General features: G+C 71.9%; 14 protein-coding genes and 1 tRNA gene. 7 read left to right on the forward strand and 8 right to left on the reverse strand.

Annotated elements, in window-relative coordinates:
• Nucleotides 1-36: 36 nt before the first annotated feature.
• The 7 genes from ACSMX9_RS21035 to ACSMX9_RS21065 all read right to left on the reverse strand — a co-directional run bounded on the left by ACSMX9_RS21035 (nucleotide 37) and on the right by ACSMX9_RS21065 (nucleotide 7,616).
• A complete protein-coding gene (locus ACSMX9_RS21035) occupies nucleotides 37-471 on the reverse strand; it encodes an SgcJ/EcaC family oxidoreductase (protein ID WP_445396006.1) in 435 nt (144 codons plus the stop codon).
• A 161-nt stretch (nucleotides 472-632) separates the two neighbouring features.
• Nucleotides 633-1,118: a hypothetical protein gene (locus ACSMX9_RS21040; RefSeq protein WP_445396008.1), complete on the reverse strand. Its 486-nt coding sequence runs from the start codon at nucleotides 1,116-1,118 to the stop codon at nucleotides 633-635.
• Nucleotides 1,115-3,271 (reverse strand): SulP family inorganic anion transporter, encoded by a 2,157-nt coding sequence (locus ACSMX9_RS21045; RefSeq protein WP_445396010.1) that lies wholly within the window; start codon nucleotides 3,269-3,271, stop codon nucleotides 1,115-1,117. The genes ACSMX9_RS21040 and ACSMX9_RS21045 overlap by 4 nt, the downstream gene beginning before the upstream one ends.
• Nucleotides 3,272-3,651: 380 nt before the next feature.
• Nucleotides 3,652-4,254, reverse strand: a complete 603-nt coding sequence (locus ACSMX9_RS21050) for a carbonic anhydrase (RefSeq protein ID WP_351241078.1) — start codon at nucleotides 4,252-4,254, stop codon at nucleotides 3,652-3,654.
• Nucleotides 4,255-4,910: 656 nt separating this feature from the next.
• Nucleotides 4,911-5,570 (reverse strand): response regulator transcription factor, encoded by a 660-nt coding sequence (locus ACSMX9_RS21055; RefSeq protein ID WP_351241080.1) that lies wholly within the window; start codon nucleotides 5,568-5,570, stop codon nucleotides 4,911-4,913.
• Complete coding sequence (locus tag ACSMX9_RS21060; RefSeq protein WP_366113719.1) at nucleotides 5,473-7,119, reverse strand: sensor histidine kinase; 1,647 nt, start codon at nucleotides 7,117-7,119, stop codon at nucleotides 5,473-5,475. Before ACSMX9_RS21060 ends, ACSMX9_RS21055 begins: the two co-directional genes overlap by 98 nt.
• Nucleotides 7,120-7,121: 2 nt before the next feature.
• On the reverse strand, nucleotides 7,122-7,616 hold the full coding sequence (locus ACSMX9_RS21065) for a hypothetical protein (protein ID WP_445396012.1): 495 nt from the start codon (nucleotides 7,614-7,616) through the stop codon (nucleotides 7,122-7,124).
• A 519-nt stretch (nucleotides 7,617-8,135) separates the two neighbouring features.
• Here ACSMX9_RS21065 and ACSMX9_RS21070 point away from each other — a divergent pair.
• From ACSMX9_RS21070 to ACSMX9_RS21090, 5 genes are all read left to right on the forward strand, one after another.
• Nucleotides 8,136-9,179 carry a DUF5954 family protein gene (locus tag ACSMX9_RS21070; protein ID WP_445396014.1) on the forward strand — a complete coding sequence of 348 codons (1,044 nt, stop codon included), beginning with the start codon at nucleotides 8,136-8,138 and terminating at the stop codon, nucleotides 9,177-9,179.
• Nucleotides 9,180-9,770: 591 nt separating this feature from the next.
• Entirely contained in the window at nucleotides 9,771-10,958 is a 1,188-nt protein-coding gene (locus tag ACSMX9_RS21075; protein WP_445396016.1) for a hypothetical protein, read from the forward strand.
• Between the two features lie 36 nt (nucleotides 10,959-10,994).
• On the forward strand, nucleotides 10,995-11,618 hold the full coding sequence (locus ACSMX9_RS21080) for a hypothetical protein (protein ID WP_445396017.1): 624 nt from the start codon (nucleotides 10,995-10,997) through the stop codon (nucleotides 11,616-11,618).
• Nucleotides 11,619-11,692: 74 nt separating this feature from the next.
• Complete coding sequence (locus ACSMX9_RS21085) at nucleotides 11,693-12,547, forward strand: histidine kinase (protein WP_445396019.1); 855 nt, start codon at nucleotides 11,693-11,695, stop codon at nucleotides 12,545-12,547.
• Between the two features lie 286 nt (nucleotides 12,548-12,833).
• Nucleotides 12,834-14,153 carry an endonuclease domain-containing protein gene (locus tag ACSMX9_RS21090; protein ID WP_445396021.1) on the forward strand — a complete coding sequence of 440 codons (1,320 nt, stop codon included), beginning with the start codon at nucleotides 12,834-12,836 and terminating at the stop codon, nucleotides 14,151-14,153.
• 283 nt (nucleotides 14,154-14,436) lie between these two features.
• Here the strand turns inward: ACSMX9_RS21090 and ACSMX9_RS21095 are convergent.
• Nucleotides 14,437-14,508 (reverse strand) — tRNA-Arg (locus ACSMX9_RS21095).
• A gap of 190 nt (nucleotides 14,509-14,698) precedes the next feature.
• Between ACSMX9_RS21095 and ACSMX9_RS21100 the strand changes: the two genes are divergently transcribed.
• Together ACSMX9_RS21100 and nrtL are read left to right on the forward strand one after the other, a co-directional pair.
• Nucleotides 14,699-15,196: a response regulator gene (locus ACSMX9_RS21100; RefSeq protein ID WP_445396023.1), complete on the forward strand. Its 498-nt coding sequence runs from the start codon at nucleotides 14,699-14,701 to the stop codon at nucleotides 15,194-15,196.
• A gap of 169 nt (nucleotides 15,197-15,365) precedes the next feature.
• On the forward strand, nucleotides 15,366-16,400 hold the full coding sequence (gene nrtL, locus ACSMX9_RS21105) for an ArgS-related anticodon-binding protein NrtL (RefSeq protein WP_445396025.1): 1,035 nt from the start codon (nucleotides 15,366-15,368) through the stop codon (nucleotides 16,398-16,400).
• Nucleotides 16,401-16,411: the final 11 nt, after the last annotated feature.

Here is a 16,411-nt window from a genome sequence, read left to right on the forward strand (position 1 = left end):
GGGTGCCGCTCGGCCGGACCCCGCTCCGCAGTGGGGTCAGCCGGTGGGGGCGGTGAAGTCGTCGAGTCCGTTCTCCCGGGTGTTGTGCGCCGCGCGGATCAGCCAGCGCCCGTCCGGGTGGCGCACCATGACCAGGGTGATGAGACCCCTGCGGTCCTCGGCGGCCTCGGCGCCGGGGAGTTGGTGGTCGGGCCAGCTCCAGGCGGTGTGCACCAGGGCGACGTCCGGAGCGAGGCCCCGGACGCGGAGGACCTCCTGGACGTAGCTCCGCTTCTGGGCGAGGACCGCGGCGGGGACGTCCAGGTGGCCCACCACGTTCTCGCGCCGCGAGGTCCACCAGATCCCGCGGTGGGTGATGAAGTCGCAGTCCTCGGTGAAGAGTTCTCCCCAGGCGTCCATCTCGTGGCGCCGCCACAGCTCGGTGTGGGCGGCCAGGGCACGCCTGATCTCCTGCTCGTCTTCCTCGTCCATGACGGCAGCCTGCGCCCTCGACCACGCTTGAGGTCAAGTCGGCCGGGGCCGGACGCGAAGGGGCGCCGGAGCCCCCATGGGCCAAGGGGGCTCCGGCGCGGGCCGGTCGGTCGGCGGTGTCCGACCGGCGGGAGGATGGTTCAGGTGAGCGGGTGGACCGCTCAGGCCCTTCGGGCCGCCGAGGCAGCGGCTTCCGCCGCGGCCCTGCGGGCCTCCAGTCGGGCGACGGCCCCGTCCCGGTCCCGCTGCGGCAGCGGCACCTGGTCGTGGCCCTCACCCGGCGGGGTGGCCGCCGGACCGGTGGCGGCCGGTCCGGCGGCAGTCGGGGCGGGGCTCCCGGCCGGGGAGCGCCCGGCGGCAGGCCCCGGGGGGTGGGGGTGGTCCGAGCGGGCCCGCCGGTGCTGGTCCGCATCGGCGGGATGGGCGTGCGCCGAGGGGGTGGTGGAGCGGGCGTACGCGTGGGAGTGGTCCGGACGCCGGGCGGGGGACGGGATGCCGTTCAGGGGGGCGGCTCCGCTGCCGACCTCCTTGGGCTGCGAGCGCAGCTCGGGGCAGGTCTCGTCCTCGCAGGCCGTCAGGAACGTGTGCAGCGAGCGCAGGAGCTGGAACAGGCCGTCTTCTTCGTCGGCCGTCAGCCTGATCTTCATCGTCGACTTCCCTCCCCATAGGACTGGCTGGCCCATTCATCCCCGTGGCCCCAGGTGTCGTGCGGGGCGGTGGGGTCGTACACCGGCTGCTGGCCGGTCGAGTCGTGCATCGGGTACGGCTGGGGCTGACCGGCGGCCTGCTGCGGCTGCTGGGTCGGGTAGCCGTACGGGGGCGTCGGGTACGGGTGCTGCGCCGGGTAGTGGTGGTGATGGTGGACCTGACCCGGGTGTCCGGCGTAGCCGGGCGTGCTGTGGCCGGGGTGCGTGTGGCCGGGGTGGTACTGGCCCGGGTGGGTGTGGTGCACGTGCTGGGTCGCGTGCTGCGGGTGCGGCCGGGCGTGCGAGCCGGTGTGGTGCTCGGCCTGGGCGTGGACCGGACCCATCTGCTGGTACGCGACCTCCTGGTAGGGCCGGGCATGCTCGTGGGTCGGGGGCAGGGTGTCCGTGAAGTCCGAGGCGGACGGGGCCTGCTGGGCGAAGGCGTTCTCGGCCGCGCCGGAGCCGGGCAGTTCCGCGGTGGTCTCGACCGGCGTCGGTCCGTCGACGCCCGTCGGCTCCGTCTCGTCGACGTCGCCGGGCCGGACCTTCGCATCGGGCAGTCGGATGTCGACGTGGAGCGCGCCGGCCTTCTTGCGCTGCTCGCCCCACTCCTCGATCTGGCTGCGGCAGGCGAGGTCGAGGTGGGACAGCTTGCTGGCGTCGACGTGGACCCGCGGCTTGTCGGAGATGGCCTCCAGCGCCTGGATCAGTCGGGGCAGCCGCAGGAAGGTCGCGTTGCCGCGCAGTTCCAGCCGGCCGGTGTCGCCCTTGACGGTCTCCTTGATGCTCATGTGCGACATCCGCAGCGCCAGCAGGACCACGGCGACCGCGAGGCCGGCGAGCACGCCTTCCAGCAGGTTGGCGAAGAAGATGGCCAGCGTCGTGATGATCATGACGATGCCCTCGCCGCGGTCCGTCTTCCACATCTTGACGAACGCCGGAGGGTTGAAGAGCTTCCAGCCCGCGTGCAGCAGCACGCCGGCCAGCACCGCGATGGGGATCAGGCCCAGCAGCCCCGGCAACAGCAGACCGAAGCCCAGCAGCCAGGCACCGTGCAGGATGCGGGACAGCTTGGTCTTGGCACCCGCGTTGAGGTTGGCGGCACTGCGCACGATCACTGCGGTCAGCGGCATGGCGCCGACCAGGCCGGAGGCCGCGTTGCCGACGCCCTGGGCGAAGAGTTCCTTGTTGTACTGCGTCCGTGCGCCGGTGTGCATGCGGTCCACAGCCGCCGCGCTGAACAGCGACTCCGCCGAGGCGATCACCGTGAAGGTGATGACCATGATGATGACGTCGGGGGCCAGCAGGTGGGTCAGCGAGGCCGGGGTGGTGAAGGAGATCGCGTCCAGCATGTTGCCGAACTCGACCTTCTTGACGTCGAATCCGGGCATCGCGCCCACGATGCAGCCCAGGATCACCGCGATCAGCGGGGCCGGCACCTTGTTGAGCGGTGCGGGGACCTTGTACCAGACGAAGCAGAGCAGTACCGCCATCAGACCCAGTGCCAGCGCCGCGACCTTCTGCGGGTTGCCCGCGACGGCCGTCACCAGGTCGCCGAGGCCGCCCACGTTCTTCAGCGGCGTGCCGAGCTGCTTGGAGTCCACCAGGGCGTAGATCTGGCTGAGGATCAGGGGCAGGCCGATGCCGGCCAGCATGCCCTGGACCACCGAGAGCGAGATGGACTGGAAGAGTCCGCCCGCCTTGAGTACGCCCAGCACCATCTGGATGAGACCGCTCATCAGCACGACCGGGCCGAGGAGTTCGACGCCGTGCGAGGTGGTGAACTCCAGGACCAGGACGGCCAGACCCGCAGCCGGACCGGACACCTGGAGGGTGCTGCCGGGCAGGAAGCCGACGACCAGACCACCGATGATGCCGGTGATGATGCCGAGGGCGGGAGCGACGCCCGAGGCCGCCGCGACGCCGATGCAGAGGGGGAGCGCCACCAGGAAGACCACGATCGACGCCATGAAGTCGGTGCCGATCGCCTCCTTCATGGACGGCTCGGCGTTCGCCTTCTTGAGCCCGCCACCGCCACTCGGGGAGGAGTCGGAGCCGGAGCCCCGCCGTGCGTGGCGGCCCGTACTTCCTTCTCTGGTTCTGTCAGTTGACACCGCGATCGTTCCTTTCGCCGCAGCCGTCCGCCGGGCGGTCGCGCCGTGGGGGAGCGCGGACCGGTGGGGGCGGGTGCGTCAGTGGGGGGTTGGGGTTGAGGGAACGGAACCCTGGGGGGCGGGTCCGGGGACCGGCTCGGTGCCGGTGCACAGGGGTGGCGTGCGGGGGGTGGGGGTTCCGGTACGGGACGGCACGTGCGCCGCACGCAAGTGCTGTCCGGGCCGTCCGTACGGGTGCTGGTCCGTCCCGTACCGGTGCGGGACGCCGCGTCAGCGCCCCGCCGGAGCCGGGCCGCCGTCCGCGCCCGCACGGACGGGCGGGGGCCTGAGCCCTGGCCCCTCGTCCGTCCGCGGGGCCCCGGACCGGCCCGGTTCCGCGCTCAGTGACAGTGGAACGTGCCGTCGTTCTCGTCGAGTTCGTGGATCTCGCAGGTGTCCACGCGGTAGAACCAGCCGTGCAGCCGCAGCCGTCCGTCCGCGATCGCCGCGTGCACCTCGGGGTAGCCGCGGAGCGTCTCCAACTGGGAGACGACGTGCTTCTGGACGTGGGACGAGAGGGTCGGGTCCTCGGGCGGGGTGCCCAGCATCGGGGCCAGCCCGGGACGGGCGAAGGAGACCCACTCCGCCACGCTCGGCAGCGCGGTGAGGTCCTGCTCCTTGGCGACCGCGGCGATGGCGCCGCAGTGCGAGTGCCCGCAGACGATGATGTCCTGCACCCGCAGCACGTCCACCGCGTACTGGAGGGTGGCCGCCTCGCCGGACTGCCGTCCGGGACGGTAGGGGGGGATGATGTTGCCCGCGTTGCGCAGCTCGAAGACCTCGCCCGGGGCGGAGCCCATGATGAGCGAGGGGACGATGCGCGAGTCGGAGCAGGTGATGAAGAGTGTGCCCGGGCTCTGACCGGCGGCGAACTGTCGGTAGGTCTCGCTCTCGGGGGCCACGCGCTGCTGGAAAGTGCGGGCGTTGTCGAGGAGTTTCTTCATGGCACGCTCCTGGCTGAACCAGCAGACCAGAGGCCGAAGGGCCGCGACTGCTGCGGGAGTTGGGACATCCGGGGGTAGATGTCTTGGCCCGGAAGCATGCGGGTAGGGGATGAGTCAGCCGTGAGATCGAGGTGAGAGACCTCTCACCCGTTTGATAACGATGTCAGAGCGCAGCCACGCCCATCTGAGCTGGTGCGGACATCCCCTGTCCGACCCTGGGCAATCCTGTCGGATTGATGACGTCGTGCCTGGTGGTCCCTGGGGTGAGGGGTGGGGACGGTGGGTCGGAACCATGGATTCCGGTGCCGTGGGCGGAGCCGGGGGAGCGGGCCGGCCGGGCGGCCGGGAACGCGGATGAGGGGCCGTCGGAACGAGGGTGAACCGCCGGACGAGGGGTGCCGGACGCCCGGGCCGGGGCCCCCAGCCGGTGGTGACCGGTGGGGGCCGCTCCGGTAGGCCGTGCGCGCGGAGGGACCGGGTGCACGGAGGGGCGGGGCACCGGACCCCGGTCGGTACCGGGATCGCGGTGGGGGAGGGAGGGGCAGGCCGCGGGTGGGGGTGGGGTTCGGTCGCTGCCGTCGGGTGGGGGGTAAGCAGTGGTGGGGGTCGGGGGGTGTCCTGTCGAGGGGGGTGAGGGGGTGTGTGTCGCGGGGCGGTCAGGCCCGGAGCCGGTAGCCGACGCCCCGGACCGTCTCCACCCGGTCGGGGCCCAGCTTGCGCCGCACGTAGCGGACGTACACGTCGACGATGTTGGATCCGGGGTCGTAGTCGAAGCCCCAGACCCGGCTGAGGAGTTGCTCACGCGTCAGCACCTGGTCGGGGTTGCGCATGAACACCTCCGTCAGGGCGAACTCCCGGGCGGAGAGCTCCGCGACCCGCCCGTTCACGTGGACCCGCCGGGTGCGCAGGTCCAGGACCAGGTCGCCGGCGCGCAGCAGCGAGCCCTCCGGACCGCCCTCGGCCCGCAGCCGCAGTCGGACCCGGGCGAGCAGCTCCTCGAAGGCGAACGGCTTGGACACGTAGTCGTCCGCACCGCCCTCCAGCCCCGCGACCACGTCGGAGACGCTGTCCCGGGCGGTGAGGATCACCACGGGCAGGGTGACCCGCAGTTCGCGCAGCTTGCGCAGCACGGTCAGTCCGTCCACCGCGGGCAACCCGAGGTCCAGGATCATCAGATCGCAGTTGCCGGCCCGGGCGTGCTCGTAGGCCGACAGTCCGTCACCCACCACCGAAGTGGCGAATCCATATCCCCTTAAGCCTCTTTCCACGAAAGAGGCGATTCCCGCCTCGTCCTCCGCTATGAGAATCCGGTGCATGGTGTCCTTCCTCCCAGGGGTAGTAGGCCGGCAGATCGAGCACGAAGCGCGCGCCACCGGTCTGGGCGTCCTCCACCCAGGCGGTGCCGCCGTGCGCCTCGGCGATCTCCCGGACGATGGCGAGTCCGAGCCCGATGCCCGTACCCGCCCGGCCGGAACCCGACTTGCCCGCCGCGCCGATGAGATTGGCCTGGGCGAACCTGTTGAAGATCCGTTCCTTGTCCATGGGGCCGACGCCGGGACCGGTGTCCCGGACCCACAGCAGCACCCGGCCGTCCCGGATGGTCGACCCCATTTCGACAAGATCACCGTCCAGAGTGTGCCGCACCGCGTTGGCGGCGAGCTGGATCAGGGCCTGGGTGAGGCGCTGCCCGTCCACCAGCACCGTCTCCTCCGAGACGGCGGCGACCCGCCAGTGGCGGTTGCCCAGCGCACGGGCCTTGGCGACGACGTCCACGATGAGATCGGTGAGGTTGGTCTCCCCGATGGTCAGGAAGTCGGGCCGTTCGGCCTTGGCGAGGGTGAGCAGGTCGTCCACGATCCGGCTCATCCGGTCGAGTTCGTCCAGCACCAGGGCCCGGGTGGCGGCCCGGTCCTCGGGACTGAGCTCCCGGGGGCCGCCGTTCCAGGGGGACCAGGCGTCCAGCACCGGGACCTGGCCCTCCCAGGCGGGCCCGCCGGGTCCGCCGCGGACCGGGCCGCCGGCGGCGACCCCGTCCATCAGCTCCAGGTGTCCGCGCACCACCGTGATGGGGGTGCGCAGTTCGTGGCCCACCTCGTCCAGGAAGCGGCGCTGCGCGGTGAACGCCTGCTCCAGCCGGTCCAACATCCGGTTGAAGGTGTGGGCGAGCGCGGCCACGTCGTCGTGCCCGGCCACGTTGAGCCGCTGGGTGAGGTCCGACTCGCTGATCCGGGCGGCGGTCTGGCGCACCAGGCGCACCGGGGCCAGCACCCGTCCGGCGACCATCCAGCTGGCCAGTCCGGCGAAGACGAGCGCGCCCAGCCCGGTGGCCAGCAGCATCTTCGCGAGCCGCTGCTGCTCGACCAGTTGGCGGTCGCGGAACTCGATGACGACGAACCGCACGTCCCGGGTGTCGCCCCTGACGTGGACCGGCACCACGCCGTAGCGGACCCGACCCTTCGCGGTGTCCAGCCAACCGGTCCGGGTCCGCTTCCCGTCGAGCGAGGCCAACTCGTGGACCACGTCGGGCTGGTTGTCGAGCCGGATCGGCGGATCGACGGGGCTGCGCCGGTCGGCCCGCCCGTCCACGATGCTGAAGAAGGTCTCCTCCCGGCTGGGGAGGTGGATCGTCATGAAGCGGGTGAGCAGGACGGCGGCATCGGTGTGGGGCCGGCCGTTGTTGTCCGAGTGCGCCGCGTAGTTCCGCAGGTTCTGGACCTCGCGCTGCAACTGGTGGTCCAACTTGGTGTCGAGTTGGGCCTGCCACACGACGATGAGCCCGACGGTGGGTGCCGCGATCGCGGCACCCACCAGGAGCATCATCCAGCCCACGATCCTCGACCGCGCGCTGGTGGTGTGGGTACGCACTCCTAGTCGTCCTCTCCCTCTTCCAGATCGCCGATGCTCACCTCGTCGTCCGGGTCGTGGGCATCGGATTCTTCGTGTTCGTCGTTCTCATACGGGTCGTACTCGTCTCCGTCGCGGGGGGTGGGGTGCGCGGTGCTGTAGGGCGGGATGGCCGGAGGCACGGGGGAGCCGCCGGGGGGTTCGGCGGACGTGGGGGCCGGGCCGGAGCGTTCCGGGGCCGGGGGGAGCAGGGGGCTGAGGGCGGGCGCGTCGGAGGCCGACGTCGTCCGGGTGCCGGTGGGGGTGGGCAGGGGGGTCTTCGGGCCCTGGGGGGAGATGGGGGGCGGCGAGACCGTCTGCGAAGGGGCGACATCGCTGGCTTCGGGTCCGCTCACGTCGATCGCGGGCCCCAGGTCGAGGGGCTCGCTCCCGTCCACGAGGGCCCGCCCGGCCACCATGCCGGCGCCCGCGAGGGCTGCCACCACGGTGATCGCCAGATTGGCCTTCCTGAGTCTCATAGGGAGAGTGTCCAGTCCAATCAAACAGGTGACGGAAAAGAGGAGAGGATTCTCATGTCGTTTGCGGCTGACGTGGACTTCGGGTCATTCGAGGAGAGAGTTTCGGTCGTTGTGGGAGATGTTTTCAGCTGACGAACTCCCTCGGTCGCGGTGGATATCACCTGGAGATACGTGGTGAGCGAGGTAACCGTTCAGTAGGGGCGCGCGGGGGCGCGCAAGAGATGCAGGGGGCGGATGAGCCTTTACTTCACGCCGGGGAAGTGGTGCGGAAGGCGGGGGTTTTTGTCTGGCTAAGGAGGGGTTTCCCATGGCGGGTGTGAGAGGCGGCTCACCCATTGTTCGATAGCGGAGGGAAACCCTCCGCGGACGGGGTCGTCCATCGGCGTCCACCGCGGCCCCCGGAGCACACCCGGCGACCGGTGCCGGCGGCGGCAGTGCCGACGTGTCCATGGCGAACAAGTCCGGTCAGTTGCCCCGATGGCGTCGGCCGCCGACCGCCGGCATGACGACAATGTGCGCATGGGCGATGACTGGAAGCGACAACTCGACCGGGTCCACGAGGGCTTGGTCCAACGGGACGACCCCGCCGAATGGGTCACCGAGGCCGATGCGGTGGAGGCGTCCTACCGCTACCCCCATCTCCTGCTGAGGGGGCCGGTCTTCGGGCTCGCCGTGGAGGAGCCCGAGCCGGGGGCCGACGAGGGGCCCGGGGACGGAGCCGCCCGCCGCTGGCGGATCGTCTCGCCGGTGGTCTCCGGGCGTCCGCAGGAGGCCCGGGACGAACTCAACTCCCATCTGTGGTTCAAGGCCAAGGACGAGACGGACGATCCCGCGCAGCGACGCGAACTCCTCGCCGCCGTCGCGGTGCTGGAGCGCGAACCCGTCAACGAGGTCGCCGCCCTCGGCCGCCGCTACCGGGTGGTCCGCGGGGACGAGTTCGCCCGCGGCGGCGACGACGGACTCGAACCGCCGCGCCCCACCGACCCCGAACCCGTCGAACGTTCCTGGGAGTTCCCCGGCGCCCTGGCCCCACCGCCCGAGACCGGAGTGGCCATCGACCCCGGTCAAGAGCGCGGACTCATGGCGGCCGCCCTGAAGCTGGCGCTGCGGGACTTCCACTACCAGGGCGCCGACCTCCCCGCGGACATGCGGGAGGACAGCGCCCGCGCGATGCGGACCCACCCCGACGTGGCGCTGCTCCCGGTGGGCTTCGGCGTGGCGGAGCGCAAGGGCGATCGCTGGAGGCCCCGGGGCATGCTGATGCCGACCCCGCACGACGCCCGCCGGATGCTCTTCGACGGGCTGACCGAGTTCTGGCCGAAGGCGTTCCGGCTCACCCCGCAGAAGAAGGCGGCCTACGCGCGGGCGGCCGAACGGTTCCGCACCGCGGGGCGGGCCGACGAGGTGCGGGTGGCCGGTGACCACTACCGGATCTGCCGGGTCGAGCGGATGATCCGCTGGGGCGCGGACGGCCCCGAGACCCCCCGGCGCTCCGACGTGGACCACTACGGGCCCGACCAGATGCACCCCCGCATGGACGAGGACGGCACCGTCCACTACTGAGGCGGGCACCGGACGCCCGTGCGAGCCGCTCACCGGGCTCCCGCTGCGGTGGCGCGACCCCGCGGCCGGCGGGGCCGTGGTGGCACCGCCGTACCTGCTCACCACCGCCGTGTTCGACGGCAGCGAGCCCACCGGCCCGGTGCAGTACGGGGTGCACACCCACGAGGACGCGCTCCTGGTGTGGCCGCACGCCGGCTCGATGACCCTGCATCCGTCGACGCGGTGCGCCGCCTCCTCCCCGGCCAGGACGTCTGGTGCCGCCCGGCACCCCGCGCGCCTCCGCGGCCGAGCCCGGCGGCGTCGGCTGCTACACCTACGTGACCCGCGCCGCCGCCCCCGCCGACTGGTCGGCCCCCCGCGCCCTGAGGGTGGAACGGGCGCTCCAGGAGATGCTGCTGCACCTCGACGTCACCCCCATGGCCGACGGACTGCGGCCGCGCACCCAACGAGCGGTCTCGGAGCGCCGGTGCCGCCCGCGCCAACTTTCCCGCGACCCTCTACGAGTACGAGGCGGCCCGGACCCAGGCCAAGGCCACCGCGTCCCTCCTGAGGAACGCCTTCTCCGAGTTCACCGAGTTGAAGAAGCAACTCGTGTCCGCCCGCGACGATGCCGTCAAGGCCGGGATGAACGTGTCCGCACGGGGCCAGGTCTCCTACGACTACGATCGACTCGGCGCCGAGGAGCGCAGCACCGCCCTCAACCATCCGGCCCACGCCCAGCAGATCCAGGCCGCCGTGCAGAGTTGGCGGGACCACCTGCAAGCCTGCGTCAAGCTCGTGGACGACGCCGACCGGGACCTCAAACGGGACCTGGAAGCCGTGGTGAAGGACAAGGGCGGCAACAAGAACGACGCCACCGTCGGCGGCTTCAACGGAGACGCCGACACCATCGCCGCTTCCGACGACCGCGCCCGCCAGATCCGGACCCGACTCGCCGCGGTCATGGAGATGAAGGACGACGAGACCCTCGACGACTACCTGAAGCGCCTCCAGCGCGAGGGCATCACCCGACTTACCGGCAGCGAGCAACTCGGCAAGACGATCACCTCGTTCCTCGCCGGGACGGCCAAGGCGTCGATGGTGGCGCAGGCGCTGTACACCAGCGGAATGTGGAGCTACAAGCTCAACAAGTACTTCACGGAATACAAGCCGATGAATGCTCCAGGTACCCTGGTCGCCAGCAAGGTCAACGCCCAGTTGGCGGCAGCCCGCCCTGGAAGCCTGCTGAGTAAGGTGCCGCCCGGATTGGCAAGGTTCATGTACGGCTCCGATATGGCTGCTGAATTCGGCGCTCACGTACGACCTCAGAACGGTTCCTACTTCATCCCGAAGGCGCACCAGGCGAATCTTGTGACGGTTGCCAAGAACGGTGGTCTGGGGCAGGCGGCCCAGGCTGCGGGTTGGGTGCGTGGTGCGGGCGGTGTCTTCAGCGCGGGGGCTACGGTGTACGGCGTGGCCAATCTGGCCACGTACAACACCGAGATGATCAAGGCGAATCCGGATAAGTTCGCCACCGATCTCACCAGTACGGCTTTCAATGCCTCCATGACGGCCCTGGTGGTGGCGCCGAACCCGGTCACCGCAGGCTTGGCCATTGGGACGGGCGTGGCCTATCTCGGTGCGACGGCGTGGGAGCACCGAGAAGCCATCGGGGACGCTGCAGAGTGGACGGGAAGGAAGGCAGTCGAAGTGGGAAAGGGTGTTTCCGAGGCGGTTGACGATGTCAAGGAAGGAATCGCGAGCGGAGTGAAGAAGATCTTCAGCAATCCGTTCGACTGATCCGCACCGTGAACCGACCCGGAACAGGAAAGAGACATGCAGTTCGCTACCACTGCCTTCCAGATGGATTCCTACCACCACAAGGTCCCGGGCGCGGCCTTCCCCGGTTGGCGAGGAAGTTCCCCGGAACTGGGAGACGTTTGGGTCAGTTACCCGTATCAACTGGGGCCCGAAGCGATTCGTTCCGTCGTTCGTGGTGAGAACATTCCCACCGTTCTCTACGACACCAAGGGTGCTCATGTCACCTCCGTCATGAGCATGCCGACATTGAATTTCGGGACGCTCAAGGTTGGCGAGGAAGAAGTTGCCATGAGCCGCAACAGGTTGGGGTTGAGTCAAAGGGGGCGTGCACTCCATATGACGTATCGGACGGATACGTACATGTTGTGGGCGATCGATACCAACTACTACGCTTTCGCGCGCAAGCCGTCGGGCGAGCGAACTGGCGTGACGATCGAGGTACGGCAACACGCCGGCAAGGGGCGATTGCCTCTGATGCGCAACCAGTGCCGCACCGTCACGATCGACGGATACGCCGAGCCGACCGATCTGGCCCTGGCCGTGATGTTCTCCGGGGTCGACTGTTCCACCCTCACCCCGGGCGGAGCCGTCAAAGCGCTCTTCGCCCGTGGCCGGGACCTGATCGTGGAGAACGGTTGACGGTCTGTTTCATCCAGTGGAACGCCTGACCGCACCGCACCACCCGCCCAGCCATATCGAAACGAGCCGTCCGCATGCCTTCGTTCGACCTCTCCCGCTACCGGTTCCGCCTCAGCGGCGATGACCTCGGAGCGCTCATCCTGATCGCCGCAGGGGAGGTGGTGCCCGACCAACTGGCCGATTCCGTCGCCGGCTTGCGCGATGCCGGTCTGATCTGGCCGGACGGCAGGCTGGCCGAGGCGCTCCAACCGCTGATCACCACGGTCCTCGACGCGTCGGCGGTCATCGGCATCGAGACCGCGGGCCCGGAGGGCGGGTTGGCGCACGGGGTGCTGGTCGGCGAGGACGGGAGCTTCTCCCACGAGGCGTGGCCCGGCGAGAGCGAGTCGGAGTACGTCCGGGTCGACCGCAACATGCTCGTCTGGGAGCTTGCCCGGATGGTGAACCTCCAACGGACCGAGCCCCCGACCAGCGGCCCCCGTACCGTCACCGCCACACTCGGCGCCCTGGACGGGGCCCTCGGGGCCATGGGAACCGCCACCGCCGAACGACCGTCGGCCGTCCGCGCGGCCCTGTCGGCGAACGGCGTCCCCGTCGGTCCGGAACTGGAGCGGCTCGCCGAACTGATCGTCCACCTGCGATGCAGTTGGCGCATCACCGCAGCCTGGCCCGGCGACGACGGCACCGAACCGGGCCTCACCGCCCGTGGCTTCGCCGTCTGGGACTGCGGCGGCTTCGGCTACTGGCACCGCGAACTGCCGGCGGAGCCCGTCATCGAGGGCACCACGGGCCCGTCCGTTCCGCTCCGGCTCGTTGCGATCCGTCCCCGGGACATCTGGGAGATGCTGGCCGAGCTCCTTCCCGATGCCCCGTCCCTCACCGCCGCCCGACTCCGCTCCAGGGCCGGCGGTCCGGCACTCCTCCGTTGATCCGCCGCCCTGCCCAGCGGCCCCCACCAGGCACCCGACGAGGTCGGCCGCAGAATGCTCGCCGTCCTGCCGGCGCTTGAGTGCATGGTGACGGAACCTCACAGCGGCGCTCACCGCGCGCAGATGGCTGTCGTCGCACCGGTATTCCGGACGGACCGCCCGGCCCGCCGGTGAACACCTGGACACCGGACTCCCCGAGCTCCGCGAGGCGAACCCGCAGGCCGTGAGGGGGCGTTCCGGTCGGGGGTCGCACTCGTGGGCGGGTCGGCGCCGTTAGCCTGTCGGCATGACGGAGCGTGTCGTGCCCGGCCGCGCGGACGACCTGATCACCCTGGGCGCCGCGGACGCACTGTGGGTCGGTCTGACGGCCGGCGGTGGAGTGCCGACGGCTGCCGGGGCCCTCACCCGCTCGCCCGCCCGCGCCGGGGCGGGGTACGTCCTGCTGGGGAGCCGAGTGGTGGCGACGGTCAGGGCGCACGGCGGTGCTCGGTGGGGCGTCGCGGAGCGCGAGGTGCGCCGGGCTGCCGAGGAGCTGAACGCGCTGGGGACCGACCGGCGGGACCTGGTCCGCGTCGGTCCGTTCCGCGCGACGCCGGAGCCGGAGCGCGACGGGGAGACGTCGCTGTGCTGGCGTCGGCAGGTCGCGGCGCAACTGCGGGAACCGTCCGCCCGCCCGCACCACGTGGCCGGCATCGACTGGCGACGGGTACTCGTGGAGCACACCCGGGACGGAAGCCGGCGGACGTGGTGGTTGCCGCGCACGGTGGTGAGGCTGCTCGACGCGGCGGAGCACGCCGAGACGCGGTGGCTGCGTGCCGCGGGGACCCGTGGAACGGTAACGGCCGCGGCCCGGCCGCCCGCCGCCCCTCCCCGGCCGGCCGGAGACGCCGACGGCAGGCGGTCGACGGGACCCGAGGACTCCGCCGACCCGCCGCGCCCGTACGGCAAGGAGCTCGAAGGCCAGCTGTACTCGGTGCTCAGCCGGAGGCCCGGCATCACCGGGAAGGTGGCCGGGTGGACGTGCGCCGTCTGCCACGGCACCCCCGCAGCGGTCCTGGACCACTGCCACGAGCACGGCTACGTCCGCGCCCCCGTCTGCCAGTCCTGCAACACGCGGGAACGCCCCGACCACTTGTACGCCCACGACGTCCGGGTGGCGAACCGCTACACCCGCCTCTTCCAGACCGACGCCGAGGACTGGCTCCGCCACTGGCACCGCTGCACCGGCTGCCGCGCCCGCACCGTCCTCCCGCTGCCGCACCTCGCCGCCTGGACCGCCTTCATCGCCTGCCGGCCCCTGCGCCCGACCCACCGGGCCCCGCGCGGGCGCGAGCCCTGCGGCGTGCTGCGCGTGTCCTGGACGGGCAGTCAGAACGCGCCCCGGTCCTGCCTGTTCACCGTCACGGTCGACTCCTGCCCCGCGGGCGAGCACCGCGTCCTGGCGCGGATCCCCTACCGCGAGGCCGCCGAGAGGTTCCGCGGCTGGCTGGCCGACACGGCTCCCGCCGTGGCCGCCGCGGCCGGACCCGACCGCCTGGACGGTCTTCCCGCACGCCCCCGACCGGTCGTCGCGGACACCAGCGGCGAGGGCCTGGCGCTCTTCTGAGCAGGACCCCGCCGGCCGCGCGGAGAGGGTCGCGACGAAGGTCTGCGCATCCGGCCCTTCGCTCACCGGCCGACGGACCGTGCGGGAGACCGGATCGACCGGAACGCACCACGTCCCCGGGGCGGTGGGGGCGATGCGACGAACGGGCGGGAGGGCGTCCGCTCAGGGGGCCGGCGGGGCGGGCCGGTCGACCGGGGGTCGGGTCCGGCTGCGGCGGCAGAAAGAAGAAGCCCCTGACTCGAATTCACCGAGTTCAGGGGCTTCTTTGGCACTTCTTGCGAAGTGCCCCCGGCAGGATTCGAACCTGCGCACACGGCTCCGGAGGCCGTTGCTCTATCCCCTGAGCTACGGGGGCGGCGTCGCCGGGCCCTGGTAGCGGCTGGCGACGGGTAGAACACTACCAGCTCAGGCGGGGTGGTCATGACCGGGTTTCGGCGAGCGGCCCGACGCCCGACGCAGCGGGTCGGGCACCGGGCCGGGGCCGGCGGTGCGGGCCGGCGGAGGGGGCGGGACGGGGGCGTGAGCCGGCCGGGTACCCCGGTGGGGTGGAAGTGGGGAAAAGCGGGACGCGGCCGTCCTTGCCCACCTACCCTCGACGTGTGCCAGGCGCCTCGGGCCGGGTGCTTGTTGTGGACGACAACAAGGTCATCCGGCAGCTGATCAGGGTCAATCTCGAACTGGAGGGCTTCGAGGTCGTGACCGCGGCCGATGGTGCCGAAGCCCTGGAGGTCGTGCACGAGGTGCGCCCCGACCTCGTCACCCTGGACGTGGTGATGCCCCGGCTGGACGGGCTGCGGACCGCCGCGCTGTTGCGTGCCGACCCCCGTACCGAGCACCTCCCCCTCATGATCGTCAGTGCCTGCACCCAGCACGAGGTGGAGAGCGGGCTGGACGTCGGTGTGGACGCGTTCCTGTCCAAGCCGTTCGAGCCCGGTGAGCTCGTCGGCACCGTGCGCACCCTGATCGGGCGCGGGGGCGGGCCCGGAGCGGACGGTGTTCCCGGGGAGCCGGCGTCCGCCCCGGTCGGCGGGGAGCACGAATAGCGGCGGAGGGAGCCAACGGGGGTCCCGTCGAAGGCCGCGGAAGGCACGGGCCGGAAGCCCGCCCCGGGGGTGCACTCCCGGTCGTCCCCGTTCGAGGGGCGCTGCCGTCCCCGTCCCACACCCCGAAACCCCCGCGCACCGCGGCGGCGGCCTCCCCTACCCTGGTGCCGTGACCCCCGTCGAGCTGTCCCGGACCGTGCTGCGCGCCGTGCGGTCCGCCGTGGACGCCGGGGAACTGACCGTCGCCGCGGAAGCGGTGCCCGGCCGGGTCGCCGTGGAGCCGCCGCGGCCCGGCGGGCTGGGCGACTACGCGACCAACGTCGCCCTCCGACTGGCCCGCCCCGCGGGCCGCCCGGCCCCGCAGGTCGCGGCGGTGCTGCGGCGACGGCTGCTGGCCGAGGACGGGATCGCCCGGGTGGACGTGACCGGGCCCGGGTTCCTGAACCTCACCCTCGACCGGGCCGTGCACGGGGACCGCGCACTCGTAGCCCGGGTGCTGGCGGAGGGGGAGCGGTACGGCGACGGGGACGCCCTCGCCGGACGGGACGTCGTGCTCGTGGTGGCACCGGAGCTGCGCGCGCGGACCGTCGCCGAGGCCGTGGTCGGCCTGCTGGCCGGGCAGGGCGCCCGGCCCTTGCTCCGCGACGAGCCGTCCGCGGGGGAGGGGGCCCGCCCGCTGCGGCCCGCGCCCGCCCGGGGCCTGCGGGAGCCGGCGGTCGACGACCGGCCCGCCGTGGACGCCCTGCGCTGGGCCCTGCTGCACCCCGCCGCGCACGACGCCCCCAAGGATCCGGCCGACCACCTGCCGCGACGGGAGACCAATCCGCTGTTCCGGGTCCAGTACGCCCACGCCCGGACCTGCGCCCTGCGCCGCAACGCCCGTGACCTGGGGTTCTCGGCTCTGCCCGGGGATCTCCCCGACGGGCCGGACCGTGCCGCCGGCGCCCTGGTGCGACAGCTGGCCGCCTACCCCCGGGTGCGTGCCGCCGCCGCCCAGCACCGGGCGCCCGACCGCCTCGCGCGGTACCTGGTGGACCTCGCCGACGAGGTGCTGCGGTTCACCGCCGCCTGCCCGGTGCTGCCGCTGGGCGACGAGAAACCCTCGGCCGCCCACCGCGCCCGGCTGGCGCTCGCCGAAGCCGCCGGGACGGTGCTGGCCGGTGGCCTGACCCTGCTCGGCATCGACGCACCCGAACACCTCTGAGAGAAGCGCAC

The sequence above is a fragment of the Streptomyces sp. LE64 genome, from assembly GCF_052606915.1.